A 24,877-nucleotide genomic window follows, 5' to 3' on the forward strand; every position below is an offset into this window, starting at 1 on the left:
CCATCTGCCTGGCCCGCCGCCGCGTGAACGTCCTCTACGCACTCATTCGTGACAACCGGACCTGGGAACCCGACGCGCATCAAATCGCCTCTGCAGCGGCTTGACAACGTCATTGAGAGTCCTTTCGGTTGACGTTGTTGCTTTCCACAACCGCAGCCGGGGCCGGGCCGATGCCCGCGCCACGGGACGCGTTGGCTCTTTACTGGTAGGCGCTGCCTACTACGCTGTGGCCATGGAACTGCGGCAACTTCGGTACTTCGTCGCCGTTGCCGATGAGCTGAATTTCGGTCGTGCCGCCGAGCGGCTGCGGATCGCCGGGCCGTCGCTGTCCCAGCAGATCAAGGCGCTCGAACGCGACCTCAAGGTGGAATTGTTCGATCGCGATCGCCGGTCGGTGCGTCTCACAGCCGCGGGCGCGTCGTTGTTGCCCCACGCCCGGTCGCTGGTGGCCCAGGCCGATGAATTCCGGAGGCGGGCAATCGGTTTGTCGAACTCGGAGCCCATTCGCATCGGCTACGTCAACTGGTGCCCGACCGATCTCGCGGAACGAGCGGCGGGCGTCGCGCAGTTGCGCGTCGACACCTGGGTGATGCCGTCACACACGCAGGCGACCCGGGTCGCGGAGGGTGTCCTCGACCTGGCCATCTGCTGGGTGCAGAACGCCGACCTGGAAGCGTTGTCGCTGGAGGCGCGACTGATGGGGGTGGACCGGCTGTTCGCGTTGTGCGTCGGCACGGACGAGTCGCCGGTGGCGGCGAAAGACACTCTGGTGCTGGTGGATTCGGACACGGCGAGTTGGGAGTCGTGGAACCGCTACGGCGAGCAGTTCGCCGCGGATACCGGCGCGCGGGTGATGCGCACCGACGACGGCGGCGTCACGGGTCCGACGTTCTTCGAGCACGTCCGGCAACTGGGCCGGCCGGTGCTCAACAACCCCCGGGGTCAGACGGATGCGCTGCCGCGAGACCTGGTGCGCCGTCCGGTGATTCAACCGACACCGCTGTGGACCTGGTCACTGGTGTGGCGGCGGGGAGAAGACAACCCTGCCGTGCACGCTGTCGTCGACGCGCTCACTCGTGACGCCGCCGCCCTGGGCATCGATGCCGCGGCGTGGCTGCCGGCCACTGATCCACATCAGCAGCGCGGCCAGGGCGGCCAGTAGCACGACGGCCGCGCCGGCGAGCAGCGCCTGCTGAAATCCGTTGTGCAGCAGGGGCGCCACCGCGACCGGTCCGACGATCTGGCCCACCGAGTAGCCCGTCGTCAGCAGCGCGACGGCACCCGGGAACTGCAACGCGCGGCCCGCGGCCAGAGCCAAGGTACTGATGCCGATGAAGGTACCGCCGAACAGGACCGCCCCGACGAGCGCGGCGACGCTGTTACCTGTTCCCGCCCAGGCAATCCCGGCGGCCTGCAGCAACAACGCGGCGACGAGCAGCGCCGCATATGAGAAGCGGCCGGTGAAGCGTGCCCACAGAGCTGCTGACGGTGCCGCGGCCAGGCCGACCAGCAGCCACACCGCGCTGCCGAGCCCGCCCGGTGACTGCTGCGTGACGGCGGCGACCAGGAACGTGCCCGCGATGATGTAGCCGACGCCTTCGAGGGAATAGCTGGCCATCAGCAGGACCAGTGGACCGCGGGCGCCCGCTTCGCGTTCCGCGGGAGCTGTCGCTGTCTCGCCGGATGTGCCGGGGTGCAGGTTCCAGGCGCAAGCACTGAGCAGTGCGGCCAATGCGGTCGCCGCCCACCACGCGCCCTGCCAGTCTTTGGTGGCCGGCAGGGCAGCGGACAGGGCGATACCGATTCCGACGCCACTGAATGCCCAGCCGGCGTGGTGGGCCGGATGGCCGTGATCCATGAGCGTGTTGACGGCGATCACGAACACCAGCGCGCTGGCGATCCCAGCGACCAGGCGCAGGGCGCTCCATTCGATGACGTTGGTACTCAATGGCATTGCCGCCAGCGTCGCGACCAGGGCCACGAGAGACGCCCGACAGGCGGCCACGGAACGGGCGAGCCGGGGCGAGGCAGCGGCGCCCACCGCGCCGATCAGGTAGCCGACGTAGTTGGCGGTGGCCAGCTGTCCCGCGGCCTGCGCTGTGAGGTCGGCGTGGGCCGTCATCAACGGCAGGATCGGCGTATAGGCGAACCGGCCGATGCCCATAGCCGCGGCCAGCGCCGCCGCGGCACGGGCGATCGAGAGCCAGGCTGAGCTGCGCATGCCCCCATGGTGCGTGCCGGGGCTGCCCCCGGCCACGACCTATCTCCTTGCAGCTGAAAGGAATCGCCTCGCAGTGCGGGGCGCTCAGTCCTTCTCGATGACGCCCTGAGCGGTCCGGGCCCGATCTTCATAGCTCTTACGTTTGGCGGCGTCGAACTCGAGGAAGACCTTGTCCAGTCCCAGCGCCTTGTTCATCCCGCGGCGACCCTTTGGCGGCAGCAGCTGGGCGAGCTGCGCGGTGAACCGCAGCGGCGCTGGCACCGAGACGTGGGTCTTGGGCTTGTCGAGGGTTTTGACGACAGCCGCGGCAATGTCCTCGGGCTCGACCGGCTTGATCGGGCCACTGGACGTGGTGCCTGAGATCAGCTCGGTGTTGGTGAACGGCGGCATGATCACCGAGACGTTGACGCCGTGGGGAGCCATTTCGTCTGCCAAGGCTGTGGACAGGCCGACGACGGCGTACTTCGCCCCCACGTAAACCACCTGACCGGGCAGTGGGATGAGGCCTGACAGCGAGGCGATATTGATGACGTGACCGCTACGTCGGCTGACCATCTCGGGAAGCGCGAGCTGGCAGCCGGTGAGCACGCCGTAGACGTTGACTTCGAGGGACGAGCGGATCGACTGTTCCGTCTCCTTCAGGAACGGGCCTACCGGCATGACGCCGGCGTTGTTGATCAGCACGTCCAGGTGACCGGCGCCGTCGCTGCGGGCCTTGTCCAGGAACACCTCGAAAGATTCGCGGTCGGTGACGTCCAGCGGGTACCCGGTGGCCTGGCCGAGTTTGACCAGGTCGGAGACCGCCGATTCGAGCACGGCGACGTCGCGGTCACCGATGACGACCCGCGCGCCACGGGCGAGCAGGGCCTTGGCGGTGGCATAGCCGATACCTCGCGCGGCTCCGGTGATCGCGATGGTCTTGCCGCTGATGTTGTCCATGGCCGCAAACTTTACACGTGTCAAGTTTTGAAATGAAGCCCCTATTTGGCCGCCCCGGCGGGCTACTGTCAGGGCATGACGCGCACCCTGCGGACCCAGGTTTGTGTAGCCGGTGGTGGGCCCGCGGGCCTGGTGCATGCGCTGCTGTTGGCCCGCGCCGGGATCGACGTCGTCGTGCTGGAGAAGCACAACGACTTTCTGCGGGACTTTCGAGGCGACACCGTGCACCCCACCACGTTGCGCATCATGCACGAGCTGGGGTTCGTCGACGAATTCCTGAAGTTGCCCCACACCAAGATCAACCGGGTCTGCATGGATGCCGACGGCACGCTCCGGACCTTCGGCAGTTTCGGCGCCCTGCGGCTGCTGCGCTTCCCCGAGCCTTACATCGCGCTCATGCCGCAGTGGGACTTCCTGGACTTCCTCGCGGAAAAGGCTTCCGCCTACCCGGAATTCACGCTGATCCGCAACGCCGAGGTGACCGACCTCATCGTCGAGGACGGCCGGGTCGTCGGAGTGCGCACACCTGAGTTGGAGGTCCGCGCCGACCTGGTGGTCGCCGCCGACGGTCGAAAGTCCGCGGTGCGCGAGGCGTCCGGGCTCGAGTTGGCGAGCGCGCACAGCCCGATGGACGTGCTGTGGTTCCGGCTCGGCTGGCGCGAAGGTGATCCGCAGGAGCTGTTCGGGATCATCCGCAAGGGTCTGTTGATGGCGATGATCTACCGCGGCGACTACTGGCAGGTCGCGTATCTCATGCCGAAGGGCGCCAATCCGCAGGGCGGATCGCTCGAGGACTTCAAGGCCCGGCTGGCGTCGGTGCGGCCGCAGCTCCGCGAGCATGTCGAGGATCTGCGCTCCTGGGACGACACCAGCCACCTCGATGTGCGCGTGGACCGGCTCAAGACCTGGTGGCGGCCCGGGCTGCTGTGCATCGGCGACGCCGCGCACGCGATGTCGCCGGCCGGCGGGGTCGGCATCAACCTGGCGGTGGCCGACGCGGTCGCTGCCGCCAACATCCTGTGCGGCCCCCTGCGCAACGGCCTGCTCGCCGACGCCGACCTGGCCAAGGTGCAGCGGCGCCGGGAGTTGCCGACCCGCATCATCCAGGCCGGCCAGGTACTGGCCCAGAACCGCGTGATCGAGCCCAACCTGGCCGGCGACCTGTCACCGATCTCGGTGCCGTCGTTCGTGGGAAAGGGTCCGCTGCAATACATTCCGCCGCTGCTCGTCGGCCGCGGTTTCCGTCCCGAGCACGTGCGAACCCCGGATATCCACTCGGCGTGACGCTGGCGTCGCCAGCATCATGACGGGCCGGATTCCCAACTAGAGCAGCAGAATTCCGGTCGTTCGGACCGTCGGATGGATACGCTGGTGCGTGCTCTCCGGGTGGTCGGTCGCGTGGTTGCTGATGGCCAGCGCGGTGCTGGTGTTCGCAGTGGGATTGGCGGTGCGGTCGTACGCCACGAAGACGCCCGCCGAACACCCGTTCCGCCGGGCAGCTCGTGCGGTGCGATGCTCTGGTTTTGGACAGCTGATATACGGTCCGCTTGATCGTGATGCCTAAGGCGACAACATCTTTGACGATGAAGAGCTCCACCACATGGTCTTGATGCCCACTGCGACGGTGGCCTGCGGCCTGATGTTCATCGGGGTGTTCCTGCTGCTGATTCAGCTGGTCAAGCACTGAGGCGGGCTGCTCGGCTCAGCGCCGCAAGGCCAGCTCGGCCGCCTCCCGGACCGGACCACGCCACGCCGGCCCGTGGCCCGGCAGCAGTACCTGGGTGTCCAGCAGGCCGAGCGCGGACAGGCTGCGTTCGCACGCCGCCTGGTCGTGATTGAAGATGTGCGGCAGCAGCTGCGGGCCGCCCTTGGTGATCAGGGGGTGACCGGTGACCACGGCGTCGCCGGCCACCAGCACGTCGCCGAACACGTAGGAGCAGTGCCCGCCGGTGTGCCCCGGGCTGGGGATCACCTGCGGGCTGCCCGGCAGCGTCGCCGCGACGTCCTCGGTGAGTGCCTGCGCGGTCGGGATGCCCTCGCGAACCAGCCCGCCCTTGCCGACGATATTCAGTGACCAGGCCAGGTACCGCGGGTTCCAGGCCCGCGCCAGCAGGTCTGCCGGTGAAACCTGTTCCAGGTACTCGCGTTTGGCGTGGCCGACTTCGGCGCCGTGGCAGAACACCGGCGTGCCATGGGTTTTGGCGAACCAGATGGCTGCGCCGAGGTGGTCGACGTGAGCGTGGGTGAGCAGAATCGCCCGCACGTCGCCGGCCTCGAAGCCAAGGTCACGCAGCGAGCTGAGCACATCGTCGCGTTGGCCGGGGAAGCCCGCGTCGATCAGGATCACCCCGCTGTCGTCGCTGACCAGGGTCCAGTTCACCAGGTCGGTCTGGGCGAAGTGCACATTTTCGGTGATCGCGCTTAGGACTACCGCCATGTCGACGAGTGTAGGCAAGGGAGTACAAAAGACTCATGGCTGAACTCAGACTGGGCTACAAGGCGTCGGCGGAGCAGTTTGCGCCGCGTGAATTGGTGGAGCTGGCAGTGGCTGCCGAGGCGGCAGGCATGGACAGCGCCACCGTCAGTGACCACTTCCAGCCGTGGCGCCATACCGGCGGCCATGCGCCGTTCTCGCTCGCCTGGATGACCGCGGTCGGCGAGCGCACCGAGCGGCTGCTCCTGGGCACCTCGGTGCTCACGCCGACGTTCCGCTACAACCCGGCCGTCATCGCGCAGGCCTTCGCGACCATGGGCTGCCTGTACCCGGACCGGATCTTCCTGGGCATCGGCACCGGTGAGGCGCTCAACGAGATCGCCACCGGCTATGAGGGCGAATGGCCCGAGTTCAAGGAGCGCTACGCCCGGCTGCGCGAATCGGTGCGCCTCATGCGCGAGCTGTGGAACGGCGACCGCGTCGACTTCGACGGCGAGTACTACAAGACCAAGGGCGCCTCGATCTACGACGTGCCCGAGGGCGGCATCCCGATCTACATCGCTGCGGGCGGGCCCCAGGTGGCCAAGTATGCGGGCCGCGCGGGCGACGGCTTCATCTGCACCTCCGGCAAGGGCGAAGAGCTCTACAAGGACAAGCTGATCCCCGCCATGCGCGAGGGCGCCGAGGCCGCCGGCAAGAACCCGGATGACGTCGACCGGATGATCGAGATCAAGATCTCGTACGACCCGGATCCCGCACTCGCTCTGGAGAACACCCGGTTCTGGGCGCCGCTGTCGCTGACCGCGGAGCAGAAGCACTCCATCGAAGACCCGATCGAGATGGAGGCAGCCGCCGACGCGCTGCCCATCGAGCAGGTCGCCAAGCGCTGGATCGTCGCGTCTGATCCCGACGAAGCCGTCGAGAAGGTCAAGCAATACGTCGACTGGGGCCTGAACCACCTCGTGTTCCACGACCCCCGGCAGGACCAGCGCCGGTTCCTGGAGCTGTTCAAGACCGACCTGGAGCCGCGCCTCCGTAAACTCGGCTGACGGCCGGCTGGGCTCGGTAGGCTGACGCAGTGCCTGACGCCACCGCGATCTACATCGCCTCGCCTGAAGGCGACACCGGTAAGTCGACCATTGCGCTAGGGCTGTTGCACCGGCTGGCGGCCACGGTCGCCAATGTCGGGGTGTTCCGTCCGATCGTGCGGGCCGGCACCGGCCGTGACTACATCCTCGAGTTGTTGCTCGCGCACAGCACGGCCGGCCTGGACTACGACGACTGCGCCGGGGTCACCTATCAGCAGTTGCACGACGACCCCGACGCCGCGATCGCGGACATCGTCGACCGGTACCACCGCGTGGCCGACAAATGCGGCGCGGTTGTCATCGTCGGCAGCGATTACACCGACGTCGCCTCGCCCAGCGAGCTGTCGATGAACGCCCGCATCGCGGTGAATCTCGGTGCGCCCGTGTTGCTCTCGGTGCGGGCCGCCGATCGCACGCCCGGCGAGGTGGCCCATGTCGTGGAGCTGTGCCTGGCCGAACTGACCGCCCAGCACGCGCACACCGCGGCGGTGGTGGCCAACCGGTGCGACCCGGACGAACTGGCCGACGTCGCCGCCGCACTGCAGCGGTTCTCGCCGAAAAGCTATGTGCTGCCGGAGGAGCCGCTGCTGGCCGCGCCGACGGTGGCTGAGCTGCGGGACGCGGTGCAGGGCCAACTGATCAGCGGCGACGAAGAGCTGCTGACCCGCGAGGTCATGGGGATGATGGTCGCCGGCATGACCGCCGAGCACTGCCTGGAGCGGCTGCGCGAGTCCATGGCAGTCATCACGCCGGGCGATCGTTCGGACGTGGTGCTGGCCATTGCCAGTGCTCATGCGGCGGAAGGTTTTCCGTCGATCTCGTGCCTCATCCTCAACGGCGGCCTGCCACTGCATCCGGCGATCGCGAAACTGGTTGCGGGCCTTGGCCTGAGGTTGCCCATCGTGGCCACCGAGCTGGGTACCTACGACACCGCCCGCGCCGCGTCGACGGCGAAGGGCCGGGTGACGGCCAGGTCGCTGCGCAAGGTCGACACGGCACTGTCCTTGATGGACGAGCATGTCGACGTCGCGGATCTGCTTGCCCAGCTGGCGGTTCCGATCCCGTCGGTGGTCACGCCGCAGATGTTCACGCACCAATTGCAGGACCGGGCCCGGGCCGATCGCCGGCGCATCGTGCTGCCCGAAGGCGACGATGACCGGATCCTGCGAGCAGCGGGCCGGCTGCTCGCCCGCTCGGTCGCCGACCTGACGATCCTCGGTGACGAGTCGACGGTACGGGCGCGGGCCGCCGAGCTGGGCCTGGACCTGTCGGCCGCTGTGGTGCTCAATCCCCGCACCAGCGAGCTGTGCGACCAGTTCGCGGCGCAGTACGCCGAACTGCGCAAGAAGAAGGGCGTCACCCTCGAGCAGGCCCGCGAAATCATCCACGATGTCTCGTATTTCGGCACCATGCTGGTGCATAACAACATGGTCGACGGCATGGTGTCCGGGGCCGCGCACACCACGGCGCACACCGTGCGCCCGGCGTTCGAGATCATCCGCACCGCGCCGGACATCTCCACGGTGTCGAGCATCTTCCTGATGTGCCTGGCGGACCGGGTGCTGGCCTATGGAGACTGTGCGATCGTGCCGGACCCGACGTCCGAGCAGCTCGCCGACATCGCGATCAGCTCGGCGCAGACCGCCGCGCAGTTCGGGATCGAGCCGCGGGTGGCCATGCTGTCCTACTCGACCGGAGACTCGGGCACCGGTGCCGACGTCGACAAGGTCAGGGCAGCAACGGAATTGGTCCGCAAGCGTGCGCCGGAGCTGTTGGTCGAAGGGCCGATCCAGTACGACGCCGCGGTGGAGCCGTCGGTGGCCGCGACCAAGATGCCGGATTCGCCGGTGGCCGGCCGCGCGACGGTGCTGATCTTCCCGGACCTGAACACCGGCAACAACACCTACAAGGCGGTGCAGCGCAGCGCCGGTGCCATCGCGATCGGACCGGTGTTGCAGGGTCTGAACAAACCGGTGAACGACCTGTCGCGCGGTGCGCTGGTGGAGGACATCGTCAACACCGTCGCGATCACCGCGATCCAGGCGCAGGGAGCGAAATGAGTCAGCCGGTCTTGGTCCTCAACTCCGGTTCGTCGTCGGTGAAATACCGTCTGGTGCAGCCGGATACGGGCGAATCGCTGGTCGACGGTGTCGTCGAGCGCGTCGTCGACTACCGCGCGGCGCTCCAGCAGGTGTTCGACGCCGTCAGCTCCGTGGGAGTCTCCACCGATGACGTGATGGCCGTTGGGCACCGCGTGGTGCACGGCGGGCGGCAGTTCTACCGGCCCACGCTGATCGACGACGCGCTGGTCGCCAAGCTCGATGAACTCGCCCCACTGGCACCGCTGCACAATCCGCCCGCGGTGCTGGGTATCACCGAGGCCCGCGCGCTCTTGCCGAATGTGCCCCACGTCGCGGTCTTCGACACGGCGTTCTTCCATAATCTGCCTGCGGCTGCCGCCGAGTATGCGATCGACCGAGATGTAGCCGCGCAGTGGCACATTCGCCGCTACGGCTTCCACGGCACATCGCACCAGTACGTCAGCGAACAGGCCGCGCAGTTCCTCGGTCTGCCCCTCGAATCGGTGAATCAGATTGTCCTGCACCTGGGTAACGGCGCGTCGGCGTCGGCGATCGCCGGCGGCCGGCCGATCGACACCTCGATGGGGATGACGCCGATGGAGGGCCTGGTGATGGGCACCCGTTCCGGCAACATCGACCCCGGCATCATCATGTACCTGTCGCGCACCGCCGGGATGTCGATCGAGGACATTGATGTCCTGCTGAACCGCCGCTCGGGCGTGTCGGGATTGGGCGGCGCCACTGATTTCCGTGAGCTGCACAAGCGCATGAACGAGGGAGACGCGGCAGCCCAGCTGGCCTACGACGTGTACATCCACCGGCTGCGCAAGTACATCGGCGGGTACCTCGCGCTGCTGGGTGGCGCCGACGTCATCACCTTCACCGCCGGAGTGGGGGAGAACGACGCCGCCGTCCGCCGCGATGCGCTCGCTGGGCTGTTGGCGCTGGGGATCGAGCTCGACGAGGAGCGCAACCTGTCCCCGAACCGCGGGCCCCGGCGGATCTCCACGGACACCTCACCGGTGAGCGTGCTGGTCATTCCCACCAACGAAGAGCTGGCCATCGCGCGGGCCTGCGTCGACCTCTGCAAGGTTGCCTGAAGGAACCTGCCAGGGTTGAGGCGTAGTTTGCGCCTCGTGCCCTTGTTGACCGGGACGTTCGACCCCGTAGCTGTGGTGCTGATGCTGCTCGCCATCGGTGCCATGGTCTGGGCCGATCGACGGGTCCCGGTGCCGAGCGCGCAGCGGTGGTCCTTCGGGGTCGCCATCGCGGTGTGGGCGGTGTCGACGCTCAGCGTCGTCGCGGTCTACGCGCCGTCGCTGTTCTGGCTGCGTGCGCTTCAACTCCTGCTGCTGTTGTACGTGGTGCCGTTCTTTCTGGCGCTCAGCCGTCCGGTCGCGACGGTGCGCGCGGCGCTCGGCCCGGCGCCGCAGGCGCGCGTCGACGCGGTGCTGAATTCCGTTGTCGCGCGGGTGTTCCTGTCGCCTCCGGTGACGTCGGTGCTGATGCTGGCGACGCCGTGGCTGCTGTACCTGACGCCCTGGTACGTCGCGTCGATGACCGGACCGCTCGCCTCGCTGACACGACTTGTGTTGCTGTGCATCGGTTTTGGCTACTTCTACGCGAGGTTGCAGGTCGACCCGGTGCCGCGGCGCTACCCGCCACTGCTGTCCATCGGGATCAGCGTGGCCGAGGGCCTCGGCGACGGCATCCTCGGATTGGTGCTGTGGCTGGGCCCGGTTATCGCGTACGACTACTACGCCGGTCTGCACCGCGATTTCGGGCCGAGCATCCGCCAGGACCAGACATTCGGCGCCGGCATCCTGTGGATTCTGGGTGACGTGCTCGGCGTGCCCTTCATCCTCTTGCTCATGCGCGCCTTGGGTTCTGACGAACGGCGCAAGGCCGCCGAGGTCGACGCTGAGCTCGACGCCGCTGCCCTCGCCGCCCCGTCTGCACCGGCTGCCGTACCCGGCGTCGAGACGGCCGAGGATGCACAGTCGAGCGGCCTCTGGTGGCAGAACGATCCGCAATTGCGTGACCGCTACCGGTGAGCTGGCCCGCTGCGTTGATCGTGCATCTAGGCAGACTGCTACTCGAACTTTTCCTGCATCAGCGCAATTTCAACTGCCGCAGAGGGACGACACGCCAGGCGCGACACGCCGCCGCGCAACGCACCGAGCTAGAAGGTGCTGATCGGCCGCACGTTGTTGGCCAGGTCGACCAGCGCGTAGCGGTGCGCCTTGGTCGGCGCCACGCGGGCCAGCCCGCGCAAGGATGCCTCGACACCGAGGCGCAGGCCGTATTCGGTGAACGGGAAGCCCAGAATGTGGTTGGTGCTGGCGGTGTTGTCGGCCAGCCAGTCCAGGGCCGTGCCGAGCACCAGTGTCCGGATCTGCAGCACCCGTGGCTCGGATTCCGGCAGCGCCTCGACTCGGCGTGCGGCGTCACGGATTTGGCGTTCGGTGATGTCGGCGGTGGTGGGTGCCGACAGCAGGGTGACGGCGCTGGTCAGTCGTGCGGTGGTGAAATGCCTTGAGGTGGCGGGCACTTCGTCCAAGGTATGGACGGCGGCCTCCCGGTCTCCGGCCATCGCCTGCACGCGGGCGCGGCCGAATCCGGCTGAGATGACGCCGTTGTCGGTGTTCCACACGGTCTGATAGAAGGCGCGCTCCGCGGCCGATCCGGACAGCTCGGCAGTGGCCGCCAACGCCACCTTGGGGGCCAGCTCACCCGGCAGGGTATTGAGGACTTCGGTGAAATCCTTGGTCGCCGCGTCATAGTTGCCCGCCAGCAGCTCGCCGACCGCGCGGAACCACACCAGCCGCCAATGCCAGCCGACCCGGTCGGCCAGGTTCTCGAGTTTCCGGTTCGCTTTGGCCACGTCGCCCAGGTCGAGGAGGGCGCGCACTTCCATCAGCGGCAGCTCGACCGACTGCGACAGATCCACGCCTTCCGAATCGAGCGACCCCTCCCGGGCGGCGCGCAACGAATCCAGCGTCTGCACCGGCTGACTCAGCACGGTGGCCGACAGGACCGTCGCGCCGACGTCTGCCGGGTCGACCAGTGGCACCTGCAGGGCCCGGACAATCTCTGGGGCGGTGATCTTTTCGGTGTGCTGCTGCCCGTCGATGTACACGTCGGTGTGGGCCACCAGCATGTTGACGCCGAACGTCGACCGCGACGGACTGAACACCGAAGACAGGCCGGGCCGTGGCGTCCTCGTGTCCTGGGCGACGACTTCCCGCAGCACACCGAGCAGCTGCCCGGACATCTCCTCGGCGCTGCCGAACCGCCGGCGCGGGTCGGGGTCGATCGCGCGGCGCAGCAGCCGGCCGAACGAATCGTATTGGACCAGAATCGGATCGTCCTCGGGCAGCCCGTCGACGTAGCGGCCTCTGTCGGTCTTCAGGTCCAGGGTCAGGGCGGCCAGCGTACGGCCGACGGTGTAGATGTCGGTGACGATCGTCGGCCCGGTCCGGACGATTTCCGGTGCCTGGTAACCCGGTGTGCCGTACAGGAATCCGAACGAGTTGATCCGAGACACCGCGCCGAGGTCGATGAGCTTGAGCTGTTCCTCGGTGAACATGATGTTCTCGGGCTTGAGGTCGTTGTAGACCAGACCGATCGAATGCAGATAACCGAGCGCCGGCAGGATCTCCAGCATGTAGGCGATTGCCTGGGCCACCGGCAGTTTGGCGCCCTTCACCTGTTTCAGTGAGGTGCCGCCGACGTACTCCATCACGATGTAGCCGACGGGGTCGCCGTGCTTGTCGGCGTGCTCGACGAAGTTGAAGATCTTCACGATCGCGGGATGCGTGACCTCAGCCAGGAACTGGCGCTCGGCCATGGCGATCGCCTGCGCCTCCGCGTCCCCGGAATGCACCAGGCCTTTGAGCACCACGGGTCGGTTGTTGACGTTGGTGTCCAGCGCCAGGTAGATCCAGCCCAGCCCACCGTGGGCGATGCAACCCTTGACCTCGTACTGATCGGCCACCATGGTGCCCGGACTCAGTTGTGGCAGAAACGAATACGCGCTTCCGCAATGGGGGCATGAGCCTTCCGACTGGCCGGGCTTGCCGTCTTCGGAGCGGCCGACCGGCTTGCCGCAGGACCAGCAGAAGCGTTTGGCCTCGGCCACCACAGGGTTGGTCATCAACGCTGCGAGCGGATCCTGATCCACCATCCGCGGCACTTCGACCAGGCCGCCGCCGAGTCGCCGGACGGGCGAAACCCGGGTGGTGGCGGTGGCGACGCTGGTGGGCGTCGATTCACGTTCGGGCGGAACGGGCACCGGGATGCTCATCGAGTCGTCGAACAGCGGGCGGAACACCGCCTGCGTGCCCATCGGCCGCATGGTGGCCAGCGAATCCCACGTCACCTCAACGGCCTGCGTGCCGGGGTCTGTGTCCGGGCCCGCTTCAACTGGGCCGGCGTCCACGGGACCCGCGTCCACGGGGCCGGTCGTCGCTTCGCTTTCGGGCATCAGTCGCTGTACCTCGGCACGGGCGGGTTCGGCGTCGAGCCCAGCACGGTCAACCACTTGCGGTACAACGTGTTCCACGTGCCGTCGCGGCGAATCCGCTCCAGCGTCCCATTCACGAACCGGACCAGTCCGGTGTTGTTCAGGTTGATCCCGATGCCGTAGGGCTCCTCGGCCATGTTGGGGCCGACGATGTGCAGGTACGGGTCCTGAGCCACGAGGCCGGCCAGGATGGCGTCGTCGGTGGACACGGCGTCGGCCTGCCGCTGTTGCAATGCCACCAGGCAGTCGGCCCAGGTGATGGCCTCCACGAGGACCGGCGGTGGGGTGATGCGCTGCAGTCGTGCCTTCGAGGTGGTGGCCTTCACGACGCACACCCGCTTGCCCGAAAGGTCCGTCGGCCGGCGAATGTCGGAGCCCCGGGTGGTGAGGATCCGCTGTTTCGCGGAGAAGTACTCGGCGGAGAAGTTGACCAGTTTGCGTCGTTCGCAGGTGATGCTCATCGTCTTGACCACGATGTCGACCTGGTTGTGCTGCAGCGCCGAGATCCGGTCGTTGTCCGACAGAATTCGGTATTCGACCTGTGATGGGGTGCCGAAGATGTCGCGCGCCACCTCGCCGGCGATGTCGACGTCGAAGCCCGTGATCTGCCCCGTGATCGGGTCGCGGAACGTGAAGAGGTTGCTGCCGATGTCGAGCCCGACGATCAGCCGGCCGCGGTCCTTGATGTTGGTGACGGCCGCCGCCGCGGCCTCGGGCGTCGGGAACGGACGCAGGCTCGCGGTGCAGTCGGACTTGACCTCCGGACCCAGGTCCGGAACCGCGGTCTGCACCTCCATGCCCGCCGGTGTCGGCGGTGCGATGGTGATGCTCTGTGGCGCAACCGGCGGCGCGGCCTCGCCGCAGCCGGCGGCCACCAGCACCGCGACCATCGCCGGGACCAAACGCGCACGCATCGAAAAACTCATCGGTATTCACTCAACCTCGGCCACAGCCCGAGCGCCACCGCGAGCGCCGCGGCCAGGCTCAGCGCCGCCGCCCCGACCGTCGCTCCGGACAGGGCCTGACGTCCGTTCAGAATGTCGCTGCGCAGCTGCTTACGGCTTTCGTCGATGCCTTTGGACAGGGCCTCATCGAGCTTGTCGAAGGCCGGCGTCGAATCGTCCTCGCTGGTGCCAAGGGCCACCTGCGTGGCGGACTGGTAATTGCCGGTGGAGATGTAGGCGTTGATCCGGTCGTCGGCGGCGCGCCAGCGGCGGATCAGCTGATCGGCGCCCGTCAGGTCCTTCTTGCCGATCGCGTCGGGCCGGCGCATGTACTCCGCCAGCTGCAGTTGGAGGGCGTCGATGCGGTGGTAGTACGACTGCTTGCGGACGCTCTCGTCGCCGCGCCGGATCAGTGACAGTGTCTCGTCGGCACGCGCCTGCTGCGCCGTGATGGCCATGCTGGTCACGGTCTGCAGCGATGCCGCCGTGCTGCGGGCATGCCGGGTGTCCGCCGTCGAGATGACGAGGGTGGCACCTATCCAGACGATCATGATCAGCACCGCCATGCCCCCGGCGACGAAACCGATGTTGACGCGCCGGCGGGTGTGCCGGGCCAGCCAGCGGTTGGAGAAGAAGCCGAACATCAGCGTCGCCGCGACCACCAGGATCACCGGCGCGGGCACCTGTGACGAGCCGCTGGTCTCCGAATTCACGCGTGCGGACGTGTTCTCGTAGAGCCGCTGCGCGTCGGGCAGGATTTGGGTCTGCATCAGCCACGACGCCTCGGACAGGTACGACGAACCCACCGGGTTGCCCGCGCGGTTGTTGGTCCGGGCCGTCTCCACCAGGCCCGTGTAGACCGCCAGCTCGGCGTTGATGTGCCCGAGCACTTTCACCATGGGCTCGTCGGTCAGACCGCTGGACGCGGCGGTGACCGCGACCGCGGCGTCGGTGATCGCCTGCTCATAGCGCTGCCGGACGTCCTGCGGTTCGGAGCCCGCGATGAAGGCCGTCGCGGCCGCGGCGTCGGCGACAGACAGCGTGGTGTAGAGCTGGCCGGCCGCGAAGGCCAGCGGCTCGGTGTGATCGAGCACCGTGGTCAGCGCCTGCTGCCGGGCGTGGATCGTGGTCGACGTGGCGAAGGCACAGGCCAGCACCAGACTGGCCAGCATCAATCCGATGAGCAGGATACGGCCGGGCGTGGTCCACATGAACCACCAACGAGTGTGCGCGGGAGCTCCGGGTGACCGGGACACGACGGGCTCGGTCGAAGGGTGCGCCAACTCCACCGTCACGTGTGCGCCGACCTCAACTTTCCGTACCCGTTGACCCTGCCGAACTCGTTTAAAAGAAGTCTAAGAGCTTGCGGCGCGTAGGGGGTGGATTACCGGTCGGCCCGGTCCGCCAAATCTTTCGCGAAGTTCTTTATTGTGGGTTCCGTGCAGGGCGACGGTGACGGATGGGTGCTTGCGGCTGACGGTTCCCACTTCTGGGGTCGCCATGGTGCGGCCGGACTTCTGCTGCGGGCGCCGCAGGCGGGTGGCGGGGCGGCGGTGCTGCTGCAGTACCGCGCGCCGTGGAGTCATCAAGGTGGCACCTGGGCGCTGCCGGGCGGGGCGCGCGACAGCCACGAGACTGTCGAGGAAGCCGCCGTTCGGGAAGCCTACGAGGAAGCCGGCCTGCTGGCCGAGCAGCTGACGGTGCGGACCACGGTCGTCACCGCGACCGCGATCGGCGAGGTGTGGACGTACACCACGGTCATCGCCGACGCGCCCGAACAACTGGCGACCGTGCCCAACCGCGAGAGCGTCGAGCTGCGCTGGGTCTCCGAGGACGACGTCGACTCGCTGCCGTTGCATCCCGGGTTCGCCGCCAGCTGGGAACAGCTGCGCAGCGTGACTGCGGCTATCCCGCTCAGTTCGTAGGAGCCTGCGGCAACGCCTGTTTGAGCGCGCGGGCCGCTGCGGCCGGATCTTCGGCGGCGGTGATCGCCCGGACCACCACGACGCGGCGGGCGCCGGCGGCCACCACCTCGGGGACACGTGTCAGGTCGATACCACCGATCGCGAACCACGGCTTGTCGGTGCCCGACGCGGTGACGGCTCGAGACGCGGCCCGCACCAGATCCAGCCCGGGCGCCGTGCGCCCCGGCTTGGTGGGCGTCGGCCAGCACGGGCCGACGCAGAAGTAGTCGACGTCCTCGGTCACCGAGACGGCGAGCTGCTGCTCGTCATGCGTCGAGCGGCCGAACAGCGGATCGGGCCCGACGATCTCGCGGGCCAGCGACAGCGGCAGATCGTCCTGGCCCAGGTGGAGCACGTCAGCATGCGCGCCGCGGGCGATGTCGGCCCGGTCGTTCACCGCGAACAGCGCGCCGTGCCGCCGTGCCGCGTCGGCCAGCACCTCCAGCGCCGCCAATTCCTGCTTGGCCTCCAGCGGACCTAACTGCGCTTCACCGGCCGAGCCCTTGTCCCGCAGCTGGATGATGTCCACGCCGCCGGCCAGCGCCGCGTCGGCGAACTCGGCCAGGTCGCCGCGTTCCCGGCGGGCGTCGGTGCACAGGTAGAGGGATGCGGACTGCAGACGCTGGGTGGCTTTAGGCACAGCGCGACGGTAGCGACTACCGTGGACGCCGCAACACGGGAGTCCCGGGACCGGGGGCTGAGAGTGGGGTCGTCCTACCCTTACCGTCACACCTGATCCGGATCATGCCGGCGAAGGGAGAGGATTTATCGTGCCGGCTGGCATGGCTGTAGTTGGCGGCGGCGTCATCGGTCTGGCCGTGGCGCGCCGCGCCGCGCTCGACGGGTGGTCGGTGCGCGTGCACCGGACCGAGGCGCCCGGCGCCTCGTGGGTCGCCGGCGGCATGCTCGCACCGCACTCCGAGGGCTGGCCGGGGGAGCAGGACCAGTTGCAGCTGGGGCTGGACTCCCTGGCGCTGTGGCACGGCGGCTTCCTCGACGGACTGCCCGACGACGTGGTGACGGCCCGCGACTCGCTGGTGGTGGCGGTCGACCGGGCAGATGCGGCAGACGTCCGCACGGTCGCCGAGTGGCTGGCGGCGCAGGGCTATCCCGTGACACTCACGACCGCTGCCCGCGATCTCGAACCGCTGCTGGCGCAGGGGATTCGGCACGGCTTTCACGCGGAAACCGAACTGGCCGTGGACAACCGGCTGGTGGTCGAGGGGCTGATCGCGCACTGCGACCGCCTGGGCGTGCAGTGGGCCGGGCCGGTCGACTCGCTGGATCAGACGCGCGACGCCGATATCACCGTGCTGGCCAACGGAATCGATGCCCCGGCACTGTGGCCGGGTCTGCCGGTGCGTCCGGTGAAGGGCGAGATTCTGCGGTTGCGGTGGCGTAAGGGATGTATGCCGGTGCCGCAGCGGGTGGTTCGTGCCCGCGTGCACGGCCGGCAGGTGTATCTGGTGCCACGTGCGGACGGTGTGGTCGCGGGTGCCACCCAGTACGAGCACGGCCGCGACACCGCCCCCACGGTCACCGGTGTGCGCGACATTCTCGACGACGCCTGTGCCGTGATGCCGGCGCTGGGCGAATACGAACTGGCCGAATGTGCTGCGGGACTGCGGCCGATGACACCGGACGGTCTGCCCATCGTGGGCTGGCTCGACGACCGCACCCTGGCGGCCACCGGTCACGGCCGGAACGGTTTTCTGCTGGCCCCGTGGACCGCACAACGGATTTCGGACCTGTTGACCGGCGATGCGAGAGAGAAGGTGGCACTGTGCTGATCACAGTCAACGATGAGAGCGTGGACATCCGCGAAGGCACCACGGTAGCCGAATTGATTGACACACTGGGCTTTCCGGACAAGGGCATCGCCGTCGCCGTGGACTGGTCAGTGCTGCCGCGGTCGGAGTGGGACGACGTCCTGACCGCGGGCGTCAAGATCGAGGTCGTGACGGCGGTGCAAGGTGGCTGAGGACATGCTGCGCATCGCGGACCGGGAGTTCGGCTCCCGGCTCATCATGGGTACCGGCGGCGCGGCGAATCTGGCGATCCTGGAGGAGGCGCTCGTCGCCTCGGGCACCGAGCTGACCACCGTCGCGATGCGGCGCATCGATGCCGAAACCGGCACCGGGGTACTGGATTTGCTGGGCAAGCTCGGCATCGCGGCACTGCCCAACACCGCCGGCTGTCGCGGTGCGGCCGAAGCGGTGTTGACCGCGCAGCTGGCGCGCGAAGCCTTGCAGACCAACTGGGTGAAACTCGAAGTGATCGCCGACGAGCGCACCCTGCTGCCGGACGCGATCGAATTGGTCCGTGCCGCAGAACAATTGGTGGATGACGGTTTCGTCGTCCTGCCCTACACCAACGATGATCCGGTGCTGGCCAGGCGGCTCGAGGACACCGGTTGCGCCGCGGTGATGCCGTTGGGCGCGCCGATCGGCACGGGGCTGGGGATCTCCAACCCGCACAACATCGAGATGATCGTCGCGGCCGCCGGGGTGCCGGTGGTGCTCGACGCCGGCATCGGCACGGCCAGCGATGCCGCACTAGCGATGGAACTGGGTTGTGACGCAGTGCTTCTCGCGACGGCGGTGACGCGGGCCTCGGACCCGCCGATGATGGCCGCCGCGATGGCTGCCGCGGTCGCCGCCGGTCGGCTGGCGTCACGGGCAGGCCGCGTCCCCAAGCGGTTCTGGGCGCAGGCCTCCAGCCCGGCGCTATGACCGTGCGGTACGTCGCCCTCGGGAGTTCGATGGCCGCCGGACCCGGCATCGCGCCGGGGGCGCCCGGCGCGCCGAAGCGGTCCGGCAGGTCGGCGGTCAACTATCCGCACCTCGTCGCCGCGCATCTCGGTTACGACCTTGTCGACGTGACCTTTTCGGGCGCCACCACCGCACACGTGCTCTCCGAACGGCAGTTCGGCGAGCCGCCGCAGGTGGATGCCCTCGACGGATCGGAGTCGTTGGTCACCATCACCATCGGCGGTAACGATGCCGGCTACGTCCCGATGCTCGGGGCCGCCTGCTTGCCCCGCTTCCTGAGGTCGGTGCCGGTCGCCGGCGGGCTGCTGCGTGGACTACTCGATACGACGGCGCGGGATCAGGCGCTCGATGTCGTGGCTGAATCATTGAAAACCGTTGGGCGAGAAGTGCGTCGGCGTGCGCCGCTGGCCCGGGTGCTGTTCGTCGACTACCTGACGCTGCTGCCGCCGGCCGGTGTGCGCGCGTCACCGATCGGTGCCGCCGAAGCCGACCTCGGCCGGCACGTCGCCGCTCGGCTGGCCGAGTTGACGGCGGCGGCCGCCGCGGACACCGGCTGCGAACTGGTGCGGGCCGCGGACGCCAGTCGCGATCACCATGCGTGGTCCGCCGATCCCTGGACCACGGCGTTTCACCTGCCGCTGCCGGGCCGGGTGGCGCCGCTGCACCCCAATGCCGCGGGTATGCGCGCCGTCGCGCGGATGGTGATCGAACGCGTATCGTGCGCCTGATGGTGCTGCCACCAGACAAGGGGTTTGTCCGGCGATGATCCAGCTGACCGGATTGACAAAGGTTTTCGGCCGCAAACGTGCCGTCGATGATCTGACCTGTTCCGTCGAGCCCGGCTTCGTCACCGGTTTCCTGGGCCCGAACGGCGCGGGCAAGTCCACCACGATGCGCATGATCGTCGGGCTGGACCGCCCCACCTCCGGCACCGCGACGGTGCTCGGCAAGACCTACCGGGAGCTGAAGCATCCGCTGCGCAGTGTCGGCGCGCTGCTCGATGCCCGGCAGGTGCATCCCAACCGCACGGCTCGGGCGCATCTGCGGTGGCTGGCCGCCAGCAACAAGCTGCCGAAGGCGCGCGTCGATGAAGTGCTGAACATCGTCGGACTGACCGAAGTCGCGGGGAAACAGGCCGGCACTTACTCGCTCGGTATGTCTCAGCGATTGGGTATCGCCGTGGCACTGCTCGGTGATCCCGAGGTGCTGCTGTTCGACGAACCGGTGAACGGGCTGGACCCGGAGGGCATCCGCTGGATTCGGACGCTCATGCGGGACTTGGCATCTGAGGGCCGGACGGTCTTGGTCTCGAGTCATCTGCTGGCGGAGATGGCGAACACCGCTGACCGGCTGCTGGTGATCGGGCGGGGGCAGTTGATCAGCTCGAGCACCATGGCGGAATTCCTGACCAGCTCCGGAAGCGACACCATCCGGGTGCGCAGCCCGCAGTTGGATCGGCTGCAGCAGTTGTTGACGGAACAGGATGTGTCGGTCCAGCTTTCCGACGGTGTGCTGCTGGTTCGCGGAGTCTCTGCAGAGCAGGTGGGGGAGTTGGCTGCCGGCCACGGAATCGTGCTGCACGAACTGGCCGCCCAGCAGGCCTCGTTGGAGGAGGCGTACATGCGACTGACAGACGACGCTGTCGACTACCGGGCAGTTGGTGCGCCATGACGATCAATGCCGAACGGATCAAGCTGCAGACCACGCGATCACCGATCTGGCTCATCCTGACGGTTGTGGTTGTGGGCCTGGGATTCGCCGCGATACAAGCGGCGGCGCTGGGTCCCCATGGGGTGCTCCAGCCGCAGCGTGCGGCGATCGGGGTCAGCGTGTTCGGTGTGCCGGTGCTGATGACCCTGTCCGCGATGGCGGTCACCGGGGAATACCGCTCCGGCATGATCCGAACGACGTTCCTGGCCACTCCACGCAGAGCCTGGGCGCTGACGGCGAAAGCGATAGTGATGGCGGCGGTTTCCGCCGTCGTCACCGGGGTGATGGTGGTGGTGGCGGTCCTGTTCGCCGCCTCAGTGCTTGATGAACCACAGCGGGCGCCACTGTCGCTCGCCAGTATCGAGGTGTGGCGTTCGGTCGCGGCGATGTCGCTGTACGCCGCGCTGGGGGCGGTGCTGGCCGTCGGCCTGGGCGGGCTGTTGCGGCACACCGCCGCGGTGGTCGCGGTGGTGCTGTTGATGCCGTTCGTCGTGGAGCCGGTGCTGGGCGCGCTGCCCGAGGTCGGTGCGCGAGTGGGTCCGTGGCTGCCGTTCGGGAACGCCTATACCTTCACCAAGACCCCCTGGTTCCAGACCTTCTCGTTGTGGTGGGGACCGCTCGGTGCGGCCTTCTACTTCGCCGCGGTTGCGGCCGGGGTGTTCGCTCTGGCGCTCGTGGTGGTCACTCGCCGCGATCCGTAGCCGGCGGGATCCAGGGTCACCGGTTCTACGATGCTGAGAATGTCTCGTTTGCGACGCCTGTTGGAGAGATCGCTCGGGCGGCATACCGTCCGCGGGTCTGAACTGCGTGAGGCTTTCGCCAGCTTCGGCATCATCATCGTGCTGACCGTCGCGGTGATCTGGAGTATTCCGGGCGCGCCGGTCAAGGACGCCATGGCGCCGCCGTTGCAGCCGATAGCGCGGTTCACGGGCTTGGACCAGGCGTGGGGCATGTTCTCCCCGAATCCGCCGCTGGCGGTGTCTGAAGTGGAAACGGCCGTGCTGTATGACAGTGGTGCGCGACGGGTATGGAAGCTCGACGGTGACCGGTCTCTGGTGGGCCAGTTCTACTGGGATCGGTGGCGAAAGTTCAAGGAACAGTTGATCAATGAGCCGGTGACCCGGCCGGCGTATGCGATGTGGGTCGTGCGGAGGCTGATGCAGCCGGGGGAGCACCCGGTCGGTGTCACGATCTTTTCCGATACGCGCAAGCTTCGGCCTCCGGGTTCCGATGCTCCGGAGGAGCACGAACAAAAAATCTTGTACGACTGGAAGTTTGGGCCCGCGTCGTGATTGCTCCGGTGGCGATGTTGCGTGAATCGGGCCGCAGCGCATTGCAGGGCTGGCGGAGCTTCTGGTGCAGTACGGAACCGGCCTACACACTGGGAATCGTTCGGATTACCTTCGGCGCCTTGGTTTTCCTCTGGTCGCTCGAGATCGGCGTGGACCTGTACGACAAGTTCAGCGTCAACGGCATCGTGCCGCAACCGCCGACGTACCCGTACTTGTGGGGTGTGTTCTACGCCTGGCCGGGTGATACCGCCTTACTGGCCGGCTGGATCGTGCTGATGGTGGCGTCGCTGGTCCTGATCGTCGGCTGGCACACCAAGCTGGCGGCCTTCCTGGTCTTCGTGATGATCATGTCGTTCGAACGCCGCAATCCCTGGATCTTCAACTCGGGTGACGGGTTGATCCGAATCCTGTCACTGTATTTGGCTCTTTCGCCGTGTGGTGCGGCGCTGTCGTTGGACCAGCGTCGGCGCTTCGGATCTTTCTGGTCCGTGCAGGACATCAAGGTCTGGCCGCTACGTTTGATGCAGGTCCAGATATCGATCATCTACCTCACCTCGGTGATCGCGAAGCTGCATGGCGATACGTGGCAGAACGGTTCCGCCGTGTCCTACACGTTGCGACTCGACGACATGCTGCAGCTGCCGAGCCCGGCCTGGGTGTCCACCAGCCCGCTGATCGGCAATGCGATGACATGGGGCACCCTGCTGGTCGAGTTCTCGATCGGGGTGTTCGTCTGGAACAAACGTTGGCGCACAAAGGTATTGCTCGCCGGCGTATTCCTGCATCTGACCATTCTGTTGACGATGGTCGTCGGGTTCTTCTCACTGGCGATCTTCGTGCTGTACCTGTCGTTCGTGCCGTGGGAGCGGTCCAAGGCTGTTGCAGACGACGTTCACAGTCGGCTCAGCGCGGTGATGCGGCGGGTCTGTGCCGCACCCTGGCTACGGTTCGACTGACCCCGTTGCTACCGGGTGTTCCGCCAACAGCCGATGTCGACAGGTTTGCTGCTCTACGATCGCGATTATGTCGGAGGCAGAATCGGAAGCATCGCCCGTATCGCGCCAGTCTGTCGCGGTGGATGTCCAGCCGAGGTGGATCGCGCCGGCGTCGCTGGCAGTTGCGATAGTCGCGCTCGGTGTCGCCGTCTGGGCGCTTGTATCGCCGCCACAGCACCAGTCAGCTCCGTCGACGCCTGCGCCCACCGAACAACAGGTTGCTGAGTCGAAGGCTCGCGCCTGCACTGCGTTCACGACCGTGCGCACGGCGGTGGCACTGCAGACGCACACGGAACTCGGTCCTGAGCCGGTTGCTGTGCAGGCCGTCACGGCAGTCTCGCGCTTGGCGATGAGCAGCGGTTCGCAATACTTGCAGGCGCATCTGGACTCGGCCACACCGGCCGATCTCGCGGCTGCGATTCGCGAATTTTCTGTTGATCTGCAGGATATTTCGATGTACGGGCAGGCCGGGGTGGGCGGCGCCGACCCCGCGCAGGCGGGCCGTCTCAAGGCCGGCGAAGCCGTCAGCATGAAGATCGCCGGCCTCTGCAAGTGAGCCACGGGGCGCTCACCCGATCCAACTGCCGTAAAACCGATATCAGCGCGGACTCGTTCTCAGCGTCCGTTCAGCAAGCGGTGTCTACCTTCGGCAGGCATGACCGGCGCCGCCCACCCCTCAGCGATTGTGAAGCGTGTGACTGCGAGCAAGGTTCCCGAAGTCACCATCTGGTTTTGGCTGATCAAGGTACTTTGCACCACCGTCGGCGAGAGCTTCGCGGATTGGATCAACCAAGGTCTTGGTGTGGGTCTCGGTGCCACCGCGGTGATCTTCACGGCCGTGCTCGCACTGGTCATGGGCGCCCAGTTGCAACTGTCGCGTTACGCCCCGGCCGTCTACTGGCTGACCGTTGTGGTTCTCAGTGTTACCGGCACGCTCTACACCGACCTGCTCACCGACATCCTCGCAGTGCCCTTGGCCGCGAGTACGGCTGTCTTCACCGTCACGCTCGCGGTGGTGTTCGGGGTGTGGTTTGCGCGGGAGCGGACGCTATCGATCCATAGCATCACAACCCGTCCCCGCGAACTGTTCTACTGGCTAGCTGTCCTGGTCACCTTCGCGCTCGGTACCGCCGCCGGCGATTGGATCCTGGCCCTGACCGGGTGGAACCCCGGGGTATCGGTACTGCTGCCGGTCGCCCTCATCGCCGCGGTGACCGTCGGCTGGCGCTTCGGGGTCAACTCCGTGCTGTCGTTCTGGCTGGCCTACATCCTGACCCGCCCGCTCGGCGCCAACCTCGGCGACTGGCTCGCCACACCGCGCAGCGCGTACGGTCTCGGCCTCGGATACGGACTGACCAGCGGTATCTTCCTGGCCGCAATCACCGCCGCCGTCAGCTACCTGACCAGGACGCGAATCGACGTGATCGACGTGAACGACCAGGCGGCGGCCCCCGCGACCAAGCGCACGGTGTCCGCGCCGGCCACCGTCGGTTTCTACGCCGTCGTCATCCTGGCCGCTGGCGCGCTGCTCCAATGGGCGTCGATGCAGCCGCATGGCCCGGCCGGCGACGACGAAGAGCCCCAGCCGGCCGCGGCTGCCGCAACCCTGCCACCCGGCAAGGTCAGTGCATTCCCGGCGACCGACATCGCCCACTTCCGCAACGTCACCCAAGACGCATTGGCAATGGTGAATGCCGGAGATCAATCCGGTGCCCGGGCCAGGATCACCGACCTCGAAACCGCCTGGGACCACGACCAAGACCGGCTACAAGCGATCGACTCCAGCACCTGGACCGCACTCGACCGGCAGATCGACGCCGCACTCAAATCCGTCCGATCCGGCAGCCCCAATGCGGACGACGAAAAACTCACTCTGACAACGTTATTGAACAGCCTGCGCTAACGCGTTCAAT

The 24,877-nt window shown here is 67.4% G+C and carries 23 protein-coding genes and 2 pseudogenes; 17 read left to right on the top strand and 8 right to left on the bottom strand.

Features of this window, described 5'->3' with window-relative positions; genetic code table 11:
- Positions 1–232: 232 nt before the first annotated feature.
- Complete coding sequence (locus tag TL10_RS30300; protein WP_081936767.1) at positions 233–1,162, top strand: LysR family transcriptional regulator; 930 nt, start codon at positions 233–235, stop codon at positions 1,160–1,162.
- 39 nt (positions 1,163–1,201) lie between these two features.
- On the opposite strand, the pseudogene TL10_RS21715 reads toward TL10_RS30300, so the two are convergent.
- Positions 1,202–2,221: pseudogene (locus TL10_RS21715) on the bottom strand (YbfB/YjiJ family MFS transporter); the annotation flags it as partial.
- An 84-nt stretch (positions 2,222–2,305) separates the two neighbouring features.
- Positions 2,306–3,160 (bottom strand): SDR family oxidoreductase, encoded by an 855-nt coding sequence (locus tag TL10_RS21720; protein WP_043398300.1) that lies wholly within the window; start codon positions 3,158–3,160, stop codon positions 2,306–2,308.
- 75 nt (positions 3,161–3,235) lie between these two features.
- On the opposite strand from TL10_RS21720, the gene TL10_RS21725 reads away from it, so the two are divergent.
- Entirely contained in the window at positions 3,236–4,444 is a 1,209-nt protein-coding gene (locus TL10_RS21725) for an FAD-dependent oxidoreductase (protein ID WP_082068038.1), read from the top strand.
- A gap of 39 nt (positions 4,445–4,483) precedes the next feature.
- On the opposite strand, the gene TL10_RS31300 is transcribed toward TL10_RS21725, so the two are convergent.
- The gene (locus TL10_RS31300; protein WP_157850383.1) at positions 4,484–4,624 is read right to left on the bottom strand and encodes a hypothetical protein; all 141 of its coding nucleotides are present in this window, start codon (positions 4,622–4,624) and stop codon (positions 4,484–4,486) included.
- 238 nt (positions 4,625–4,862) lie between these two features.
- Positions 4,863–5,597 (bottom strand): MBL fold metallo-hydrolase, encoded by a 735-nt coding sequence (locus tag TL10_RS21730; protein ID WP_043398303.1) that lies wholly within the window; start codon positions 5,595–5,597, stop codon positions 4,863–4,865.
- A gap of 35 nt (positions 5,598–5,632) precedes the next feature.
- On the opposite strand from TL10_RS21730, the gene fgd reads away from it, so the two are divergent.
- The 4 genes from fgd (at position 5,633) to TL10_RS21750 (ending at position 10,817) form a co-directional block, all read left to right on the top strand.
- Positions 5,633–6,643 carry a glucose-6-phosphate dehydrogenase (coenzyme-F420) gene (gene fgd, locus TL10_RS21735; RefSeq protein ID WP_043398306.1) on the top strand — a complete coding sequence of 337 codons (1,011 nt, stop codon included), beginning with the start codon at positions 5,633–5,635 and terminating at the stop codon, positions 6,641–6,643.
- Between the two features lie 29 nt (positions 6,644–6,672).
- A complete protein-coding gene (gene pta / locus TL10_RS21740; RefSeq protein WP_043398308.1) occupies positions 6,673–8,742 on the top strand; it encodes a phosphate acetyltransferase in 2,070 nt (689 codons plus the stop codon).
- Complete coding sequence (locus TL10_RS21745) at positions 8,739–9,863, top strand: acetate kinase (RefSeq protein ID WP_043987284.1); 1,125 nt, start codon at positions 8,739–8,741, stop codon at positions 9,861–9,863. The genes pta and TL10_RS21745 overlap by 4 nt, the downstream gene beginning before the upstream one ends.
- An 81-nt stretch (positions 9,864–9,944) precedes the next feature.
- Positions 9,945–10,817 carry a cytochrome c oxidase assembly protein gene (locus TL10_RS21750; protein WP_082068041.1) on the top strand — a complete coding sequence of 291 codons (873 nt, stop codon included), beginning with the start codon at positions 9,945–9,947 and terminating at the stop codon, positions 10,815–10,817.
- A gap of 128 nt (positions 10,818–10,945) precedes the next feature.
- Here the strand turns inward: TL10_RS21750 and TL10_RS21755 are convergent.
- The 3 genes and pseudogenes from TL10_RS21755 to glnX form a co-directional block, all read right to left on the bottom strand.
- Positions 10,946–13,009 (bottom strand): annotated as a pseudogene (locus TL10_RS21755) (serine/threonine-protein kinase PknG); the annotation flags it as partial.
- A 239-nt stretch (positions 13,010–13,248) separates the two neighbouring features.
- Positions 13,249–14,202 carry a glutamate ABC transporter substrate-binding protein gene (locus TL10_RS21760; protein WP_043987286.1) on the bottom strand — a complete coding sequence of 318 codons (954 nt, stop codon included), beginning with the start codon at positions 14,200–14,202 and terminating at the stop codon, positions 13,249–13,251.
- Positions 14,203–14,210: 8 nt separating this feature from the next.
- Positions 14,211–15,527, bottom strand: a complete 1,317-nt coding sequence (glnX, locus tag TL10_RS21765) for a protein kinase G-activating protein GlnX (RefSeq protein WP_043987287.1) — start codon at positions 15,525–15,527, stop codon at positions 14,211–14,213.
- A gap of 144 nt (positions 15,528–15,671) precedes the next feature.
- Between glnX and TL10_RS21770 the strand changes: the two genes are divergently transcribed.
- A complete protein-coding gene (locus TL10_RS21770; RefSeq protein WP_043987338.1) occupies positions 15,672–16,157 on the top strand; it encodes an NUDIX hydrolase in 486 nt (161 codons plus the stop codon).
- On the opposite strand, the gene thiE is transcribed toward TL10_RS21770, so the two are convergent.
- The gene (thiE, locus tag TL10_RS21775; protein WP_043987289.1) at positions 16,147–16,836 is read right to left on the bottom strand and encodes a thiamine phosphate synthase; all 690 of its coding nucleotides are present in this window, start codon (positions 16,834–16,836) and stop codon (positions 16,147–16,149) included. The genes TL10_RS21770 and thiE overlap by 11 nt on opposite strands.
- Positions 16,837–16,978: 142 nt before the next feature.
- Between thiE and thiO the strand changes: the two genes are divergently transcribed.
- The 10 genes from thiO to TL10_RS21825 all read left to right on the top strand — a co-directional run bounded on the left by thiO (position 16,979) and on the right by TL10_RS21825 (position 24,867).
- Positions 16,979–17,986 carry a glycine oxidase ThiO gene (gene thiO, locus TL10_RS21780; RefSeq protein WP_234711512.1) on the top strand — a complete coding sequence of 336 codons (1,008 nt, stop codon included), beginning with the start codon at positions 16,979–16,981 and terminating at the stop codon, positions 17,984–17,986.
- Positions 17,980–18,177 carry a sulfur carrier protein ThiS gene (gene thiS / locus TL10_RS21785; RefSeq protein ID WP_043987291.1) on the top strand — a complete coding sequence of 66 codons (198 nt, stop codon included), beginning with the start codon at positions 17,980–17,982 and terminating at the stop codon, positions 18,175–18,177. Before thiO ends, thiS begins: the two co-directional genes overlap by 7 nt.
- Entirely contained in the window at positions 18,170–18,928 is a 759-nt protein-coding gene (gene thiG / locus TL10_RS21790) for a thiazole synthase (protein ID WP_043987293.1), read from the top strand. Before thiS ends, thiG begins: the two co-directional genes overlap by 8 nt.
- The gene (locus tag TL10_RS21795) at positions 18,925–19,695 is read left to right on the top strand and encodes an SGNH/GDSL hydrolase family protein (protein ID WP_043987294.1); all 771 of its coding nucleotides are present in this window, start codon (positions 18,925–18,927) and stop codon (positions 19,693–19,695) included. The genes thiG and TL10_RS21795 overlap by 4 nt, the downstream gene beginning before the upstream one ends.
- Positions 19,696–19,729: 34 nt before the next feature.
- Positions 19,730–20,638 carry an ATP-binding cassette domain-containing protein gene (locus TL10_RS21800; RefSeq protein WP_043987295.1) on the top strand — a complete coding sequence of 303 codons (909 nt, stop codon included), beginning with the start codon at positions 19,730–19,732 and terminating at the stop codon, positions 20,636–20,638.
- Positions 20,635–21,378: an ABC transporter permease gene (locus TL10_RS21805; protein ID WP_043987296.1), complete on the top strand. Its 744-nt coding sequence runs from the start codon at positions 20,635–20,637 to the stop codon at positions 21,376–21,378. The genes TL10_RS21800 and TL10_RS21805 overlap by 4 nt, the downstream gene beginning before the upstream one ends.
- Positions 21,379–21,417: 39 nt before the next feature.
- A complete protein-coding gene (locus TL10_RS21810; protein WP_131630787.1) occupies positions 21,418–21,969 on the top strand; it encodes a hypothetical protein in 552 nt (183 codons plus the stop codon).
- Positions 21,970–22,088: 119 nt separating this feature from the next.
- Positions 22,089–22,925, top strand: coding sequence for an HTTM domain-containing protein (locus tag TL10_RS21815; protein ID WP_234711513.1), 837 nt, complete (start codon positions 22,089–22,091; stop codon positions 22,923–22,925).
- A gap of 67 nt (positions 22,926–22,992) precedes the next feature.
- On the top strand, positions 22,993–23,520 hold the full coding sequence (locus TL10_RS21820) for a hypothetical protein (protein ID WP_043987300.1): 528 nt from the start codon (positions 22,993–22,995) through the stop codon (positions 23,518–23,520).
- 138 nt (positions 23,521–23,658) lie between these two features.
- On the top strand, positions 23,659–24,867 hold the full coding sequence (locus TL10_RS21825) for a COG4705 family protein (protein WP_390892676.1): 1,209 nt from the start codon (positions 23,659–23,661) through the stop codon (positions 24,865–24,867).
- Positions 24,868–24,877 lie beyond the last annotated feature (10 nt).

Source organism: Mycolicibacterium llatzerense, assembly GCF_000878195.1.
Taxonomy (GTDB): domain Bacteria; phylum Actinomycetota; class Actinomycetes; order Mycobacteriales; family Mycobacteriaceae; genus Mycobacterium; species Mycobacterium llatzerense.